11 protein-coding genes are annotated in these 17,358 nt (G+C 71.4%); 4 read left to right on the top strand and 7 right to left on the bottom strand.

The window, feature by feature from the left end:
* Positions 1-92 precede the first annotated feature (92 nt).
* Both ACWC1K_RS01405 and ACWC1K_RS01400 read left to right on the top strand, forming a co-directional pair.
* Entirely contained in the window at positions 93-755 is a 663-nt protein-coding gene (locus tag ACWC1K_RS01405) for a hypothetical protein (protein WP_450827792.1), read from the top strand.
* Between the two features lie 234 nt (positions 756-989).
* Positions 990-1,622 carry a DUF2461 family protein gene (locus tag ACWC1K_RS01400; protein ID WP_450827790.1) on the top strand — a complete coding sequence of 211 codons (633 nt, stop codon included), beginning with the start codon at positions 990-992 and terminating at the stop codon, positions 1,620-1,622.
* Between the two features lie 176 nt (positions 1,623-1,798).
* On the opposite strand, the gene ACWC1K_RS01395 is transcribed toward ACWC1K_RS01400, so the two are convergent.
* The 4 genes from ACWC1K_RS01395 to ACWC1K_RS01380 form a co-directional block, all read right to left on the bottom strand.
* On the bottom strand, positions 1,799-3,490 hold the full coding sequence (locus ACWC1K_RS01395) for a hypothetical protein (protein WP_450827788.1): 1,692 nt from the start codon (positions 3,488-3,490) through the stop codon (positions 1,799-1,801).
* 189 nt (positions 3,491-3,679) lie between these two features.
* On the bottom strand, positions 3,680-4,222 hold the full coding sequence (locus ACWC1K_RS01390; protein WP_450827786.1) for a hypothetical protein: 543 nt from the start codon (positions 4,220-4,222) through the stop codon (positions 3,680-3,682).
* A 29-nt stretch (positions 4,223-4,251) separates the two neighbouring features.
* Positions 4,252-6,099 (bottom strand): FG-GAP-like repeat-containing protein, encoded by a 1,848-nt coding sequence (locus ACWC1K_RS01385; protein ID WP_450827784.1) that lies wholly within the window; start codon positions 6,097-6,099, stop codon positions 4,252-4,254.
* A gap of 46 nt (positions 6,100-6,145) precedes the next feature.
* Positions 6,146-8,146 (bottom strand): YncE family protein, encoded by a 2,001-nt coding sequence (locus ACWC1K_RS01380; RefSeq protein ID WP_450827782.1) that lies wholly within the window; start codon positions 8,144-8,146, stop codon positions 6,146-6,148.
* A gap of 501 nt (positions 8,147-8,647) precedes the next feature.
* Between ACWC1K_RS01380 and ACWC1K_RS01375 the strand changes: the two genes are divergently transcribed.
* Positions 8,648-12,661, top strand: a complete 4,014-nt coding sequence (locus ACWC1K_RS01375) for an nSTAND1 domain-containing NTPase (RefSeq protein ID WP_450827780.1) — start codon at positions 8,648-8,650, stop codon at positions 12,659-12,661.
* Between the two features lie 175 nt (positions 12,662-12,836).
* Here the strand turns inward: ACWC1K_RS01375 and ACWC1K_RS01370 are convergent, their stop codons facing one another.
* From ACWC1K_RS01370 to ACWC1K_RS01360, 3 genes are all read right to left on the bottom strand, one after another.
* Positions 12,837-13,307 carry a hypothetical protein gene (locus ACWC1K_RS01370; RefSeq protein ID WP_450827778.1) on the bottom strand — a complete coding sequence of 157 codons (471 nt, stop codon included), beginning with the start codon at positions 13,305-13,307 and terminating at the stop codon, positions 12,837-12,839.
* A 91-nt stretch (positions 13,308-13,398) separates the two neighbouring features.
* Positions 13,399-14,163, bottom strand: a complete 765-nt coding sequence (locus ACWC1K_RS01365) for a TIGR03943 family putative permease subunit (protein WP_450827776.1) — start codon at positions 14,161-14,163, stop codon at positions 13,399-13,401.
* Positions 14,160-15,209 (bottom strand): permease, encoded by a 1,050-nt coding sequence (locus ACWC1K_RS01360; RefSeq protein ID WP_450828080.1) that lies wholly within the window; start codon positions 15,207-15,209, stop codon positions 14,160-14,162. Before ACWC1K_RS01360 ends, ACWC1K_RS01365 begins: the two co-directional genes overlap by 4 nt.
* A gap of 235 nt (positions 15,210-15,444) precedes the next feature.
* Between ACWC1K_RS01360 and ACWC1K_RS01355 the strand changes: the two genes are divergently transcribed.
* On the top strand, positions 15,445-17,328 hold the full coding sequence (locus tag ACWC1K_RS01355; RefSeq protein ID WP_450828078.1) for an NAD-binding protein: 1,884 nt from the start codon (positions 15,445-15,447) through the stop codon (positions 17,326-17,328).
* Positions 17,329-17,358: the final 30 nt, after the last annotated feature.

The following is a 17,358-nucleotide window of genomic DNA, read 5'->3' as shown; positions in this document are numbered from 1 at the left end:
GACAGAGAAACACCGGGTCACCCCCCTCCTGCGATCCTGACCGGTGCGACACAATCGCGGTCAACTGGGCGGGCAACGGTGGTGGGGGGAACGTGGGGCGCTTTGGCTCGCGAAACCGGCGTAAGGGCATACCGAACGAGCCGGCGCTACTGGCTGCGGCTGCTGAGAATCCCGGTGGCAGCGTCGCCGAGATCGACCCGACGTACATCGACGACCCGAACGGCTACGTACCCCCCGAGGCAATCCGAGGCGCGTGGTTGGTGGACGGCAGCGGGAAGCTGACCGGTGAGTACCAGGAGAATCCCCGTCACGGGGTGCCGCAGGACGACTTCAGCAAGCTCACTGATCCTGATCACTGGCTGGGCTGGCTCGGCGATGATCCTGCGACCGCCATCCGGCAGGGCATCGAAGAGTCCTTGCGCGCCCAGGTGGCAGACGCAGTGGTCGAGTGGGTCAAGGTCCTTGAAACGCCCCGGTTTCTCACCGGTGGGCGTCGACATTCTGAGGACGAACAGGTCATGTTGGTCACCCGCGCGGCACTCGCCGCGCCGTTCGCGTTGTCCGTGCGCACAACGCAGCACGGGCGTTCCATCCTCCTGGGGGTGTTCTCCTGGGCAGCGGTGAACCTCTCACCGCCCCAAGTCCGTAAGGATCGGCACTGGTTTGACCTGGGCGTCGGGCTGGACTGGGCCGGTGAACGGCTTCAAGAGCGCATCTACGAGATTGACGGTGAGGACGGCACCGCCGAGCGGTAGAGCGGCAATGCGGCGCCGCACCGCACTGGGGAACGCGAGCGGATCTCAAGTTCGGCTGCGCATCTCACCGCCCGCTTCATATCCACTGCACTCTCCGCGTTCGTCGACGGACTCGCCCACCGCGCACGGCACATCGAACTGGCCGGCGAGCCCCGCCACAGCATCTCCCACCTTGTCTGGGTTACGCCTCCCTCACTCCCGGCGCGCGGATCACGGGCGAGCTAACCTGCACGCATGCGCGGACAGTTCACCGGCTGGCCGGAGCAGGCCATGGACGTGTTGTGGCAGCTCCAGGGCGAACCGACCCACGCGACCCGCGAGCGCTACCGCGCGGACCGCGAACGGCTGGTCCGGCAGCCAATGATCGCCCTGCTCAACGAGGTCGCGGACGCCGACCCCCGGTACGAGGACTTCTCCGTCTGGCACTACCGCACCAACTCCTGGTGGTGGCAGCACCAGGGCGCCGTGATCCGGCTCGGCCGCAAGATCGAGATCGGTCTCCGGTTCGACCTGGACGGCCTGCGGATCCAGGGCGCCTGGTGGTACCCCGATCCCGGGCAGGTAGACATGTTCCGCAAAGCCGTGGCCTCCGAGGGGAGCGGCCACGAACTGTCCGTCATCGTCGAGGACGTGCGGAAGAAGGGCTACGACATCTCCGGGGACGTGATGAAACGCCCGCCGCGCGGCTATCCGCCGGACCACGCCCATGCCGACCTGCTGCGCCACCGTTCACTGATCGCCGCCCGTCCCCTCGGCTGCGAGGAATGGCTGCACACCCCCGAGGCGGTCGACCGGGTCCTCTCGGCCGCCGCCGACCTTGACCCCCTGCTGATGTGGCTGGTCCGCCACGTGAAGCGCACCGCCTGACATCACGAGGGCGCCGCGCGGCCCGGGAGGAAGCACACCCGTGCCGCCGGCCCCCGCGCTCAGCAGATGCGCACCTTCAGCGCCGACCGGTCGTCCGTCTCCCGATAACGTCCGGGAGCTCGGCCAAGGGGCCGGCACGGTCCAAGACCGGCCCCGGGCCGAAGATTCCGGAGAGGTCAGCTCACTGCGATCTTCACCGAGGGGCTGTGTGCGGCGTCGAAGCCGGCCGTCGCGACCGTGAGCAGCCGGTAGGTGAAGGTGCCCTTCGTCTTCTCGCCGAGGGTGAAGGTGACCTGCCCCGTGGCGGTCTGAGGCTTGGCCGCGAGGGTCGTCCAGGCGCCGCTGCGGTACACCTGCAGCTTCACCGTGGCACCGCTCTCCCTGGAGGAGACGGTGCCGCTGAAGGTGACCGTGGCGCCGCGCCTGACGCTGGTGGCGGATGCCTTCAGCGTCACCTTCGGCGACACGGACACCTTGAGGGCGGCCGAAACAGGCTTGGTGCCGGCCGCGGCGACCAGGCGCAGGCTCTCGTTGCGGGCGGGCCTGGTGGTCAGCGCGATGAGGCCGTTGCCGTCCGTCGTGCCGGTGGCCACCGTCTTCCAGGTGGTGCTGCCTGCCGGCCGGGCCTGAAGCGAGACCGTACGGGAGGTCAGCGGGTTCCCCGTGCCCGCGGTGAGCAGGCCGCTCACCTTCACGCTCTGGCCGAGCACGACGGCGCCCGGCGCCGTGGCCGTCAGCTTGTCCGCCGTCACGACCGCCTGCACGGAGGAGGTGCCGACGGCGCCCGTGCTGTCCGTGACCGTCACCGTGACGGTGTGCGTGCCGACCGGCCAGGCGGAGGTGTCGAGGCCGTCGCCCCAGCTGGTGTCGGCATAGTGGCCCTCGCTCCGCACCTGGAGCGGGGAGAACGGGGTGTCACCGTCGGCGTAGGAGCGCACGGTCGTACCGTCGACCGCGACCTCCTCCTTGGTCAGCCACACCTCGTAGTACCTGGGGTCGGAGACCGTCCTGTTCCAGCCGTACGGCACGGCGGCCGTCCACTCGATGTCCATGGAGTCCGCGCCGCCGTAGGCGAGTTCGGGCGTGCCCGTGGTGGCCGCCACGGTCGGGCCGGGCGTGGCCGTGAGCCGCAGCGACACCGGGGCCGAACGGTAGCCGTCCTTGTCTACGGCGACGGCCTGGACGACCGGGTGGTACGCCATGGCCGAGTAGGTACTGGTGTAGGTGTACGGCGCGGTGTCGTCGGTCGCGCGGGGCTTGTTGTTCTTGGAGAACGGGGCCGTCTCGTAGAAGTCGACGTGGTCGATCGCGGGGCCGCCGGTGGCCGGCTGGGCGTCCACGGTGTACGTGGTGGCCCCCCACACGAGCGCGTGCGGCTGCGGGGAGGTGAACACCGCCGACGGATTGGCGACGGCAAGGCTGACGGTGCCGCCGATGGTCCGGGCCGTGGCGCCGGAGGCGGTGTCGTCCGGGGTTTCGGTGACCGTGACGTTCAGGGTGTTGAGGCCGTCCGGAAGATTCCGTGTGTCCAGCTTGAAGTAGCCCGTGTCGACGGAACTGACCGTCACCGAGCTGTAGTTGTCGGATCCGGCGCGCGTGGTGTACGCCGCCTTTCCCGTACCGGCCTCGAAGTGGAAGCCCGCGTCGGCCACGGGAGTGAAACGGACGAGGACGTCACCCCGGTAGGCGCCCGAGGCGTCCTGGGCCTCCTGAGCACCGGTGACCGAGTCCGCCTGTTCGGCGACGCTCAGGTCACCGACCACACCGGTGCCGGAGGGGCCGTCGTCTGCCAGGGCGGGCCCGGCCGCGGAGGCGGAGAAGAGGAGGACCACGCCCAAGGCTGTGGCCGCACGCAGGGATGACCGCACCGTGGCGACTCCGTAGGGGAAGGGGCGACGTCAGCCGCCCCGGATCACTGAGGGAGCCATACCGTACATACGTTCCCCGGATGCCGAGAGACCGGGGCACCAGCTGATCGGTGAGGACGTCATACGCCCCTCAGTCAGGACGAACCCGGTGCCGAACCCGGTGCCGTACAAGAACCGGAGATGCGAGGTTCAGCCAGGGAGTGTCCTGCCGCGCCGGCGCCTGGCGACCGCGAGGCCCGCCAGTGCCAGTACGGCGACGCCGGCGCCGGTGGCCGCCACCGTGGTGGTGTTCATCGCGGATGCCCCCGAAGCCTGGGGGCAGTACGGCCCGCCCCCCGCGACGGTGACGGTCGTATGCCTCTGCTCGGCGGTGAGTCCCTTGCGGGGTGCGGCGATGTCGACGGGATAGCTGTCCGGCGCGAGGCCGCAGCGGAGGGTTCCTTCGCCCTGGCCGAAGCTGTTCTTCTGCAGGGTCACCTCGACCGGGTGCCGGAATGCCGGGGAGGTCACCTTGAAGCTGCCGTTCCCGTCGGCGGCCAGGGACGTCAGGTCGACTCCCGAGGTGACCTCGACGGGCGCACCCGGCCTCAGCGGCCCCTCAGGGGTGCTGTCGCCGTCCGTGGGGGCGAGGCTGACGGAGAGGCCCGGGTCCCCGGCCGCGTGGGCGCCGGGGGCGACCGCGAGACCGAGGGCGGCCGCGGTGCAGAGGACGCCGACTGCGCGCGGGTACATCCGTGGTACCTCGCCTTCCTGAAAGGTGATCAGCCGGCCTTGGGCGGGACGAGCATGTGTTCGCGGCCGAGGGTCGTCGTGGTGTCGGTGTAGAGGGTGGTCTCGCCGTCGGACCAGCGCACGAGGAGGTCGTCGGGGCCGCCGGGTGTGTAGGCGCCGGCGGTCATGACGGCCGCGTGCGTCCACAGTGTGTTGGACGACTTCAGCTTGGTTTCCGTTCCCACTCCGGAGGCGGAGGAGTCGCGGTAGAGGCTCAGTCCGCCGTCGGACGAGCGCACGACGACGTCCCAGTTGGCGCCTCCGGTGAAGTTTCCGGCGGCGAGGAGGGTGGCGTGGCGCCAGGTGTCGTTCGGGGGCCGCAGCCGGTGTGCGTGGAGGAATCCGTGGCCGTCGACGTCGGTGTAGAGGGTGGTTCCGCCGTCGGACCAGCGGACCATGACGTCGTCGGGGGAGGCGTTGGCGCTGTAGCGTCCGGCGGTGATCTGGACGGCGTTCTTCCAGGTGCTGCCGGGCTTGGCCAGCTGGGTCTCCCCGGCGAAGCCGCCGTTGCCGTCCCCGGTGTAGAGGGTGACTTCGCCGTCCGTCCAGACCACCACGAGGTCGGAGGCGTCGTTGCCGTCGAAGTCCCCGCCGGCGATGGTCCTGGCGTGGGTCCAGGTCGAGGACTTGGCGATCCGGTGTTCGCCCGAGAAACCGCCGTTGCCGTCCCCGGTGTAGAGGGTGACCTCGCCGTCCGACCAGACGACGATCATGTCGGTCCTGCCGTCGCCCGTGTAGTCGCCGGAGGCGGTCTTCCTGGCCTGCTGCCACACTCCCCCGCCGGTGGGATACATGCTGTAGCCGCGCGGGTACTGGGTCGGAGTGGCGTTGTTCTGCGCGGCGTCGTAGATCTCGAGGGCCCGCTGGTCGAAGGTCGTGGAGAACGAGATGCGGTCGCTGTTGTTCTCCAGGCCGCCGCCGTAGTAGCCGCCGAGGTTGCCGATGACGGTCCCGCTGCCGGTCGTCCTGTTCAGACCGGTGATCCAGGGGCTTCCGGAGGTGCCCCCGTAGAAGCCGCCGCAGTCCATGCGCATCTGGTGGTAGCCGGGCAGCCGGCGGGTGTTGACGCCGGCGCAGATGAAGGGCCGGTTCTTCGGGTTGTGGCTGCCCGGGTAGCCGATGACGGTGACGTTCTGCTTGTACTGGCCGTTCACCTGGCCGAGTCGCAGCGCCGCACCCACGGCGCTCTGCACGCTCTGTCCCCGTCCGTTGGCGGCGACCCGGGCGAAGGCGTAGTCGAAGTCGGAGTAGGCGTCCCGGGTGGGGTGGCCCGCGGCCTGGTACCAGCGGGTGTCGCGGATCCACCGCTGCACCGCGAACCGGCCGTAGGGGGCGGGGTGGTTCGCGCTGCCGTCGTAGCGGGGCACGAACATGCCCTTGGTGCCGCCGGAGCAGTGCGCGGCGGTCAGGATGACGTTGCCCTGGGGGCTGTCGACGACGCTCGCGGAGCAGAAACGTCCGGTCAGCTGATCGGTGGCCGGGTCCCTCACATAGTGGAAGAACGTTCCCACCGTGGGGACACCGGCGAAGTAGGCGCCGTTCTTCGGCGCGGCCGCACCCGTGACGGCGGCGGTTTCGGCCTTCCCGCCGGCCGGGGCCTCGCCGCGGGGGCTGTCCGGGGTGGCCCTGGCCATCCGCTCGGGGGTCCAGAACTTCTCGGCCTCGGCACTCGTCCATGCTCCTGCCCGGCCCGCGTCGTGCGCGGCCGCCACGGCCGGCACCGTCCCGGTGACGGCGCCGGGGTGCGCGGAGGCGGGAGACGCCGCTGCGAGGAGGAGAACGGAGGCCGCGGTCGCGGCACGGGTTGCGAACGTGCCGCTAAGGGTGGGTATTCGCACGATTTCCTTTGTCCGTGGGCACAGGTGTGGCGAGAAGCGCCCGGTCTCAGCTCGTGAAGATGAAGTACTTCCACGTCCCGTAGGTCGTCGAGTTCACGTTGTCGCCCGACGTCGTGTCGATGTAGGACGACCGGATGCGGAAGCGGACGCCCGTCGGTGGGGTGCCGGTGAGTTCGAGGGTGTCCTGGCCGCCCGAGCCGAGTACGAGGTACTCGCTGTCCGTGCCGCGCCAGGCGCCGTCGTGGTAACCCTGCACCTCGACCCGGTACTTGCGGTTCGGGTACGGCGTCATCGTCGTGTCGAAGACGGGGTCCTTGGACTTGTGGAAGTAGCGGTACGTCTGGTTCCACGCCGTCCGGGACGTGTAGTAGCCGCTGAGCGCGGTCGAGACCCGGACGCGTGCGCCCACCGTGCTCGTGACCGTCGCGGGCGCGTAGCGGGTGTCGCCCGTGAACGTGGCCGTCAGCTTGGTGTCGCGGGTCAGGTAGAGGCTCACGGACAGGTTTCCGGAGGAGTCGACCGCGCCGGACTTGACCAGCTTGCTGGGCTTGTCGCCGCCGTACGGGTCGGCGTAGATCTCGACGGTCCGGTTCTTGTACGTCGTCCCCAGGTGCGCCGTGAACTTCACCTGGGTGTTGTACGAGTACACCTTGCCGTTGTTGTCCAGGGTCAGGGCGGTCGCCGTCTTCGTGACGTTCACCTTGCTGGTGGCCGTGGCGCTCGCGTGGTAGTCGTCGCCCGCGTAGCCGACCGTGTACGTGACCTGGCCGCCGGCCGGCGGGGTGTCGGCGAAGGAGTACGAGCCGTCGGCGCCGACCGTCGCCGTGCCGAGCGGCTTGCCGGACGGGGACTCGTCGTCCGTGCGGCGGACGGAGACCGTCGTGCCGGGCGGGAAGGACGCGTCCGAGGTCAGCTTGCCCGTGACGGACAGGGCCTGGGCGCGCGGCGCGGTGGCCGGGGCGCTCGCCGTGAGGGTGGTGTCCGCCTTGGCCGGGTTGTCGAGGACGCGCAGCGCGTACACGTCCGAGTCGTTGTACGACACCGCGAACAACTTGCTCGCGTCCGGCGCCCAGGCCAGGCCCGAGTCCGCGAGGGTGTCGGCGCCGCTGCTGTTGCCGGTGTTGGGGAAGTCGTACTGCCGGACAGGGGCGGAGATGCCCGGCTCGAAGATGTGGACGTCGGGGTCGTACCAGGAGAAGGTGCCTCCGGCGACCGCGCCGTTCGGGGCGATGTCGACCGCGTTCGGGTAGGCGTTGCTGGTGTAGCTGCCGTCGTCGGAGAGGTCGGAGAGCTTGAAGACCTGCTGCTTGTACGGGGCGCCGCTGGCCGTGACGACGTCCTTGCCGTCGGGGGTGACGGCGAGGTCGCTGAGGTCGCTGCTGCTGCCCGGGTCCCACGCGTAGGCGGTGCGGGTCGCCGAGCCCGACGAGACGTCGAACACGGCGAGCTCGTTCGGGCTCTGCCCGGAGGTGCCGGCGACGACGGTGTTCGGGGCGCCCGGCGAGGAGCCGAGGATCGGGGCGTCGTTCCAGGTCTTGTCGGTGTCCTGGTGGAGCGTGACGACCGGGTCGGTGCCGCTGAGGTCGAGCGAGCCGATGTTTGCGCTGCCGCCGTTGCGGTAGCCGAACCAGAGCCTGCCGCCGGCGAGCGCCGGGTATTCGGGCTGGGTGCCGGCGCCCGTCGGGTAGCGGTGGGCCTCGGTGGCGGTCGCGGTGTCGATGGCGACGATCGCGTCGGCGTCCTCGACCGCCGCGTACAGGGTCGCGGAGTCGGCCGAGAGCTCCAGGCCGCGGACGCCGGGCAGCGATTCGATCGTGCCGACGACGGTGCCGCTGTAGTCGGTCGCGACGACCTTGCCGCTCTTCGGGTCGCTGATGAAGACCCGCTGGTGGACGCCGTCCACCACGACGTCACCGGTCGAGGTGACCGGCAGGAGGGTGCTGGAGTCGGCCAGCGCGGGCGCGGCCGAGGTGAGAGCGAGCGCGGTCGAGCCGAAGAGGACCGCGAGTGCGGTCGCGGCCGTGAGAGCGCGGGTGCGGGTGCGCACGGTGGTTTCGAACCCCCCGGAACGAAAAAGAGCCCCTGTGGAACTGGGGAAGTGAGCGGAGCGTAAGTCACGCCGGTGACGGCTGATGCAAGGGAGGGTCAACGGTGACCAAAAAAGACCGCGATGGTGATCAACCTCGCAGCGACTTGGTCACACAGTGATCAAAAGCACTCCGCGCCGTTCGGCTCCGGTCCCTCCCCTCGTGGGGACCGGTGTCGAACGGCGCGGATCTCGGAGGCTCAGGCGAAGGGTCCGGCGCCGCCGTCCCGTGGCTTGCGCGGAAGCCTGGCCGAGAAGGTTCGGCGCCGCGCGCTGCCTTCCTGAGCGCTGAGCTGATGGCCTGCGCGGACGGTGCCCGACTGGTTCGCCCTTGCGTCGTGATCCTGCCAGCTGTGGCTTCCCGTGAGGAGATTCCGGTGCCGGTCCGGAGGCTTTCGCCGCAGGTCAGCCATATAGAGTGAGTTTTCCGGTCCGGATGTCCAAGCGCGGGGGGAGTAAGGGGTGGAGGCCTTGGGTTCCGACTCAGGGGCACGCACCGCCTTCGCGGAGCGGCTCGCTCTGCTGTACAAGGAGGCGGGCAACCCTCCTCTCGCGCGGGTGGCCGAGGCGGTCGTACAGCTTCAGCGGGTGGACGAGCGGGGGCGTCCCGTACGGGTCTCCGCCCAGCGGATCAGCGACTGGCGGCGGGCCAAGAACGTGCCGGCCCAGTTCGCCGCGCTCGCCGCGGTGCTGCACGTCCTGATCCCGCAGGCGCGGCGGGCACGGCCCACGCCGGTCTCCGCCGGTCTGTACGACCTGGGGCAGTGGCAGCGGCTGTGGGAGCGTGCCCTGGCCGACCCGGCCGGTGACCGTCCCGCGGCGGCCACCGAAGCGGACGAGCGGCCTCCGGTCGAGGATCCGGTCGCCCCCAGCGTGTGCCCGTACCGTGGGCTGGCCTCCTACCGGCAGCAGGACGCCCGGTGGTTCTTCGGCCGGGAGCGCAGCACCGGCGCCCTCGTCGAGCAGCTGCACGCGGCGGAGAAGACCGGTGGGCTGGTCATGCTCGTCGGTGCCTCGGGGGCGGGGAAGTCGTCCCTGCTCAACGCCGGTCTGGTGCCCGCCGCGCAGAACGGCGCGCTGGGCGGCGACGACAGCCGGCCGAGGACGGTCGTACAGCTCGTGCCGGGAGCGGATCCCGTCGGGGAGCTGACCCGGTGCATCCCCGAGCTCGTCCCCGTCATGTCCGAGGCGGACGGCTCCGCGACCACGGAACCCGGCACTCCCGCGTTCGCGCACGCCGTCCGGGGTGCCGTCGCCGAGTGGGCCCGGCGCGAGGCGCCCTCCGGCGAGCGTCCGGTCCTCATCGTGGACCAGTTCGAGGAGGCGTTCACCCTCTGCGCCGACGAGGCGGTCAGGCACGCGTTCGTGCAGATCCTGCACGCCGCGAGCTCGTCCGCCGCAGCGGACGCCCCGGCCGCCCTGCTCGTGGTCCTCGGCATCCGCGCCGACTTCTACGAGCAGTGCCTGCGCTATCCCGAACTGGCCGACGCGCTGCAGCACCGGCACATGGTGCTCGGACCGCTCAGCACGGCCGAGCTGCGCGAGGCCGTGACCGGGCCGGCCAAGGCCGTGGGCCTCGAACTCGAACCGGGGCTCGCGGAGCTCATCGTCCGGGAGGTGAGCGCCGACGGGCCGCGCGGGGCGCACGACGCCGGGGTGCTGCCGCTGCTCTCGCATGCGCTGCTCGCCACCTGGCAGCGGCGGAAGGCGGGCCGGCTGACGCTGGCCGGTTACCGGGCCGCGGGCGGGATCCAGGGCGCCGTGGCCGCGACCGCCGAGCGGGCCTGGTCGAGCCTGGACCCGCCGGCGCGCGCGGCCGCGCGGCTGCTGCTGCTGCGGCTGGTCCGGCTCGGTGAGGACACCCAGGCCACCCGCCGTCGGGGGACCCGGCGGCAGCTGGCGCAGGAGTCGACGGACCCCGGCAAGACGGAGGAGTCGCTGGAGGCGCTGGTCCGCGCCCGGCTGGTGACGCTCGACGCGGAGACCGTGGAGATCACCCACGAGGCGCTGCTGACCGCCTGGCCGCGGCTGCGCGACTGGATCGACGAAGGCCGGGGCGATCATCTGCTGCGCCAGCGGCTGGAGGAGGACGGCCGGGCCTGGGAGGGCTCGGGGCGCGACTCCTCGCTGCTGTACCGGGGTTCGCGGCTGGCCCAGGCCCGCAGCTGGGCGAAGTCCGCCGGCGACACTTTCCTGACCCGCAGCGCGGTGGAGTTCCTGGCCGCTTCGGTACGGCTGCGCAAGCGCACCCTGGTGATGCGGCGCGGGGCGGTGTCCGCGCTGGTCGTCCTGTCGGTCCTGGCCGTCGGCGCGGCGGTCATGGCCTGGCAGCAGCGCAATGACGCGGTGTTCGAGCAGGTGGTCGCCGAGGCCGACCGCGTGCAGTACACCGACCCCTCGCTCTCCGCCCAGCTGGACCTGGTCGCGCACGGTCTGCGGCCGGACGACGCGGGCACCCACAACCGGCTGGTCTCGATCGTGAACGCGCCGCTGGCCACGCCGCTGCTCGGGCACACCGGCGCCGTGTACCTCACCTCGTTCAGCCCGGACGGGAAGCTCCTGGCCACGGCCAGCTACGACCGCACGGTCCGGTTGTGGGACGTCGGCGACCGCACGCACCCGAAACCGCTGGGCAAGCCGCTCACCGGCCACACCAGCTGGGTGAGCACCGCGCTCTTCAGCCCGGACGGCCACACCCTGGCCAGCGCAGGCGACGACGGCACCGTCCGGTTGTGGGACGTACGCGATCCCGCGCACCCCAGGCCGCTCGGCACCCCCCTGACCGGCCACACCGGCACGATCTATCTGCTCGCCTTCAGCCCGGACGGCCGCACGCTCGCCGCTGCCGGCGAGGACCACACCGTACGGCTGTGGGACATGACCCACCCGGGCCGGCCGACGGCGCTCGGTGCGCTGACCGGGCATTTGGCGGCCGTGCGGTCCGTGGCCTTCAGCCCCGACGGCCGGCTGCTGGCAGCGGGCGGCGACGACGACACGATCATGTTGTGGGACATGTCCGATCCGCACCGCCCGAAGCGGGTCGACAGGGTGCTGAAGGGGCACACGGACACCGTGCACTCGGTGGCCTTCAGCCCCGACGGCCGCACCCTCGCCAGCGGCAGCGCGGACGACACCATCCGGCTCTGGGACGTCACCGAGCCGCGCAACGCCACCGAGCTCGGCTCGCCGCTCACCGGCCACACCGGTCCCGTGTGGTCCGTGGCCTTCAGCCCGAGGGGCGGCTTGCTCGCGGCCGGCAGCGCGGACAGCACGGCCAGCCTGTGGAACGTCAGCGACCCGGCCTCCCCCTCCCAGGTCGGCGAGCCGCTCGCGGGCAGCAGCGGCGAGATGTACGCCGTGGGCTTCAGCCCCGACGGCCGCACCCTGGCCACCGGCAGCGGCGACAGCAAGGTCCGTCTGTGGTCGGTGCCGACCTCGGACATGGTCGGCGCCTTCGGGGCGTTCCGCCCGGACGGGCAGGTGCTCGCGATGGCCGCGCGCGACGGGCGGATCCGGCTGTGGGACGTGCGGGTTCCCGGTCGGCCCGTGGCGATGAGCAAACCGTTCATGCCCGCGGACGGCCACCAGCGCCAGCTGACGTTCTCCCCCGACGGCCACACGCTCGCCGTGATGAACGGGGCCCAGAAGCTGTACCTGTGGAACGTCGCCGACCCGGCCCGGCCGGTCCCCTACGGGACGCCCCTCACCATAAGGACCCGCTTCACAGGCACCGACGCACTGGCCTTCAGCCCGGACGGACGCATCCTCGCGAGCCCCTACGACGACCGCACCATCCAGCTGTGGAACGTCGCCGACCCCTCCCGTGCCGTCAAGTTCGGCCCGCCGCTCACCGGTCACAAGGGCTTCATCAACAGCCTCGTCTTCAGCCCGGACGGCCATACCCTCGCCAGCGGCAGCGCGGACGCCACCATCCGCTTCTGGAACGTCACCGACCCCCGCCATGTCTCCCCCCTCGGCACACCGCTCACGGGGCACGGCGGACCGGTCAACGTCCTCGTCTACAGTCCTGACGGCGCCACACTGATCAGCGGCAGCGACGACGACACGGTCCGGCTGTGGAAGGTCACCGACCCCCGCGAGGCGACCGAGGAGGGCAGCCCCCTGACCGGTCACACCGAAGCGGTCGTGTCGCTCACCCTCAGCCGGGACGGCCGCACCCTGGCCAGCGGCGGCAACGACAACACCGTCCGCCTCTGGAACGTGGCCGACCCGTCCGAGGCCGCCCCCATCGGGCAGTCCATGAGCCCCAACGCCAAGACCGGCAACTTCCTGTCGTTCAGCCCCAGGAGCCATCTGCTGGGGGTGTCGAGCGGCTCCGACACCGTGCGGCTGTGGAACCTGGACACGGACGACGCGATCCGGCACATCTGCTCGACCACACAGCGTGTTCTGACACCGGAGAAATGGCACGAATATCTGCCACGTCTCTCGTACAAGCCTCCGTGCGGTCAATAGTCCGACCTGGTGGAAGCCCTGGTGACAGCCCCTGGTCAACAGGGCCGACCCAGTGATCCCGGCCACATCCCCGCGACGCGGCCGAACAGTCGACTCCCGTAGGGCCTTCGGCCTTGTTACGCTTGGCCACAGCCCGATCGCTGGTGCATCCCCCGTCGCCAGCGGTCGGGCATTCTCATGTCCGGCCGGCGCTCAGCCACTGGGCGACCTTGCGCACCGTGGTCTCGTCGAGTCGCTCGACGAGGGCCTGTACGGCCGCATGGTCGTCCGGAGCGAGGTCGTAGAGCCCTGCCTTGCTCAGCCCGGCCATGAGCACCTGCTGCCGCCGGCCGCTCATCCGTTCCGTCAGCGTCCTCGGCTCCTCCGGGCCGGCCGACGGCGGCTCGGGCGCCGTGGCGTTCGTGCTCGCGGCCGACACCTCGAAGCGCTGCCACGCCCCGTCCTTCGGGCCCCACAGTCCGACCGCGAAGTCGCCGCCGCGCGCCCGCACGGTCTGGGCCATCTCCCCGAGCGCGTACTCCACGGGAGCACGGTGCGGGGCCTCGGCACACACCTCCCAGGAGGCCGAGGAGGGCCGGTAGAACTGCGCGACCCAGCGGGGAGCCCCGGTCGGCTGCGGACTGGCTGGACGTGTCGTGGTCTCCACTGCGCTCACCCCTTCATTCACCCGTTCCCCCACCTGCTTTCGGACTGCACAGCAGGGGGACGGTAACTGACGGGCCGTCAGATATCCAGGGTCAGTTGTTCCAGGACTCGTCGTACGGGTCCTTGGGCGTCGGCACCGGTGTCGCCGCCGTGACGCGGAAGTACGGTATCGGGCCGTTGTTGACAGGGTCCTTGGTCTGCCTGGCGGTGTAGGTCCCGGTCACCTGAAGCCACTTGTCCGGTTGCAGCACCGGCGGGATCGTGCCGGTCAGGGCGATCTTCACCGGCTGGGCGTCCGCGGCACAGCAGTTGAGGGCCATCCGGACCAGGTACGGGCTGCCCGTACGGTCCAGCGCGACGAACCCGGTGACCTTGATCTGGCGGCCGTCGAGGGAACGCCCGTGGTCGTAGACCGCGCGGCTCGCGTAGTCGACCACGGTGAGGTCGAGCGGGCCGGTCGCGGGCAGCCGGTTGTAGCCGTAGGGCTGCTGCAGGGCGGTACCGGTGCGCATGGCGCTGTAGGAGCCGAGGGCCGGCGGGGCGACCAGGATGAGGGCGAGCAGAGGGAGGACGAGGAGCCAGGAGACGCGGGGTTCGCGGTGGACGTGACCGTCGCCGTGGTCGTGGTCCTGTCCCCCACTGTGATCGTGGCCGTGCCCGTCCGCCTGGTTTTCCCTCCGCCCTCGCCACTCGTACCAGACCGTCGCCAGCGCCGCCGCGATCAGCACCCCGCCGGACAGCAGCAACAGCGGCTGCAGACCCGCCTTGACGTAGCGCAGGTACAGGTTGGTGAAGCCCGCGTGCAGCAGGGCCGCACCCGTCAGGAACAGGACCGCCGCCTGTGCCTGCCGGTTCACAGCAGCACCGCCCCGGTCAGGACCGCGCCGGCGATCGCGAGGGCGAAGGTGGCGGGGGCGAAGCGCAGGGCGAATCCCCGGCCGAAGGTGCCCGTCTGCATCGCGAAGAGCTTGAGGTCGATCATGGGCCCCACCACCAGGAACGTCAGCTTGGCCGTGAGCGAGAACTGGGTCAGTGACGCCGCGACGAACGCGTCCGCCTCCGAGCAGATGGACAGCAGGACGGCGAGGATCGCCAGGGCCAGGATCGCGACCAGCGGGTTGGCCGCCGCCGTGCGCAGCCAGCTCGCCGGGGCCAGGGCCTTGAGCGTCGCGGCGGCCATCGCGCCGATGACCAGGAAGCCGCCCGCGTGCATCACGTCGTGCCGGACCGAGCCCCAGAAGGCGGCCCCCTTGCTCTGGCCGTCGTAGTGCGGACGCTCCGGCGGGCGCAGCCAGTCGGTGCGGCCCAGGCGTTGCCACAGCCAGCCCATCACGCACGCCACCAGCAGGCTGCCGACGAAACGGGCGAGGACCATTTCCGGGGTGCGGGGGAAGGCGACCGCGGTCGCCGTCAGCACGATCGGGTTGATCGCCGGGGCGGAGAGAAGGAAGGCGAGCGCCGCGGCGGGGGTGACGCCCCGGCGCACCAGCGCGCCCGCCACCGGCACCGACGCGCACTCGCAGCCCGGCAGCACCGCGCCCGCGAGCCCCGCGACCGGCACCGCCAGCACGGGCCGCTTCGGCAGCGCGCGGGCGAAGAACGAGGCCGGTACGAACACCGCGATCGCCGCCGACAGCAGCACCCCGAGGACGAGGAAGGGCAGCGCCTGCACGAGCACGGCCACGAACACCGTCATCCAGCTCTGCATGACGGGTGCGGAGAGCGCCCCCCGGATGGGGCCCTGGAGCAGCACCAGCAGGAGCAGGAGCATGGTCAGGACGAGCGGGGACTTCGACTCTGAGGATTTCGCGTCGGAGGGTTTCGGGTCGGAGGATTGCGCGTCGGAGGGTTTCGGATCCGACGGTTTCGGGTCGGGTGATCTCGTGGCGGGAAGGCCGCCCACCGGCTCATGGCTGTCCGCCCCCGCAGGGGCTGCTTTGGTGATGGCCACGGGCGTGGTACCTCCGGTGGTGGGGAAGGGCGCTGGTTTCCCTCCCCATCCATACGGTGGAGAAGGCGCACCCGTTCAGTGACTACGGTCAGTTGCTTCTGGAACCGCTTCTCGCGCCCTGGCACTCTTCTCACTCGTGGGGAGCGTTCCGAATCAGGGTGCGGCAAGTGGTGACGTGTCGGCGCACATGGTGGTGTGCGGCGACGACGGACTGGCGCATCGGCTGGCCGCCGAACTGCGGGGGGTGTACGGCGAACAGGTCACGCTCGTGGTGCCGCCCGCCGACCGCGGCGTGCGGCCGCCGGTGGTCGGGCGCGCGCGGGCGACGACAGCGGCACTCTTCGACCGGATGGTGAACGCGGCCGTCAGCCGGGCGAACGGCGCCGCCGCCGAACCCGTGGGAAACGCCCAGGTCGTGGAGGCCGCCGAGGCGACCGAGGAGGTGCTCGGCGCGGCGGGCGTGGAGCGGGCCGCCGCGCTGGCGCTCGTGTACGACGACGACGAGACCAACATCCGTGCCGCCCTCACCGCCCGCCGGCTCAACCCCCGGCTGCGGCTCGTCCTCCGGCTCTACAACCGTCGGCTCGGCCAGCACATCGAGGAACTCCTCGACCAGGCGGCCGCGTTGGCGACCGGCGACGGCGCCTCCTTTGGCAGCGACACCTCCACCACCGTGCTCTCCGACGCCGACACGGCCGCGCCCGCGCTGGCCGCCACCGCTGTCGCCGGCACCAGCAAGGTCGTACAGACCGACGGGCTGCTGCTGCGGGCGGTGGAACGGACGCCGCTCGCGGGGCAGTTGGCCCGGCCGGGGCTGGCCACGCTCGCGCTGCTGTCCGCGGACGGCGCCGACAGCGGCGGCGAGCACGGACCGGAGCTGCTGCCCGACGCGGCGGCGGTCCGCGCCGCGACCGGCCGCGGCACCGTCGTCCTGGAGCAGGTGTCCTACGCCGGACCCCAACTGCCCCCGTCCCGCGGGTCCGTGGCGTTCTCCTCGCTGTTCTCGCGGCGGCTGCGGTGGTCGCTGGCGGGCATGGTCGGGTGCGTGGTGGCGCTCGCGGTGGCGTTGTGGCTGGTGACGCCGCGGATGCATCCGCTGAGCGCGTTCTATCTGACGCTGCTCGATCTCTTCGCCATCGACGATCCCGCCATCGGAAAGTCCGTCGGGCGGCAGATCCTTCAACTCCTCTCCGGGCTCACGGGGTTGCTGCTGCTGCCGGTACTGCTGGCGGCGGTGCTGGAGGCGCTGGGCACCTTCCGGACCGCGGGTGCGCTGCGGAAGCCGCCGCGCGGGCTGGGCGGGCATGTGGTCCTCCTCGGGCTCGGCAAGATCGGTACGCGGGTGCTGACCAGGCTGCGGGAACTGCACATCCCCGTGGTGTGCGTCGAGTCCGACCCGGATGCCCGGGGACTGGCCACGGCGCGGCGGCTGCGGGTTCCGGTGGTGCTCGGGGACGTCACCCAGGAGGGCGTTCTGGAGGCTGCCAAGATCCACCGTGCGCATGCGCTGCTGGCGGTGACCAGCGCGGACACGACGAACCTCGAGGCCGCGCTGTACGCGCGGTCCGTGCGGCCCGATCTGCGGGTCGTGCTGCGGCTGTACGACGACGACTTCGCGACCGCCGTGTACCGCACGCTGCGGGCCGCTCATCCGCGTGCCTCCACGCGGAGCCGCAGTGTGTCCCATCTGGCGGCGCCCGCCTTTGCCGGAGCGATGATGGGACGGCAGATTCTGGGGGCGATTCCGGTGGAGCGGCGGGTGTTGCTGTTCGCCGCGATGAATGTGGCCGGGCATCCGCAACTGGAGGGGAAGACGGTCGCGGAGGCGTTTCGGGCGGGGGCCTGGCGGGTGCTGGCGTTGGATACGGGGGTCTCCTCAGGCGGGCGGCGGGAGGAGCCGGCCGCCGAGGAGGCGTATGAGGATGTGCGGGCGGTTGCGGGGGCGGGGCTGGTGTGGGACCTGCCGGACGGGCGGGTGTTGAAGGGGTCGGACCGGGTGGTGCTGGCGGCCACCCGGCGGGGGTTGGCGGAGCTGTTGGGGCGGCGGCCGCGGGAGCGGGCCGGGGCTTGAGCGGCACCCGGGGCCGGGGCGGGGGGCGCT

The organism is Streptomyces sp. NPDC001492 (assembly GCF_053597275.1).
This window is presented reverse-complemented; position numbering and strand designations above follow the sequence as displayed.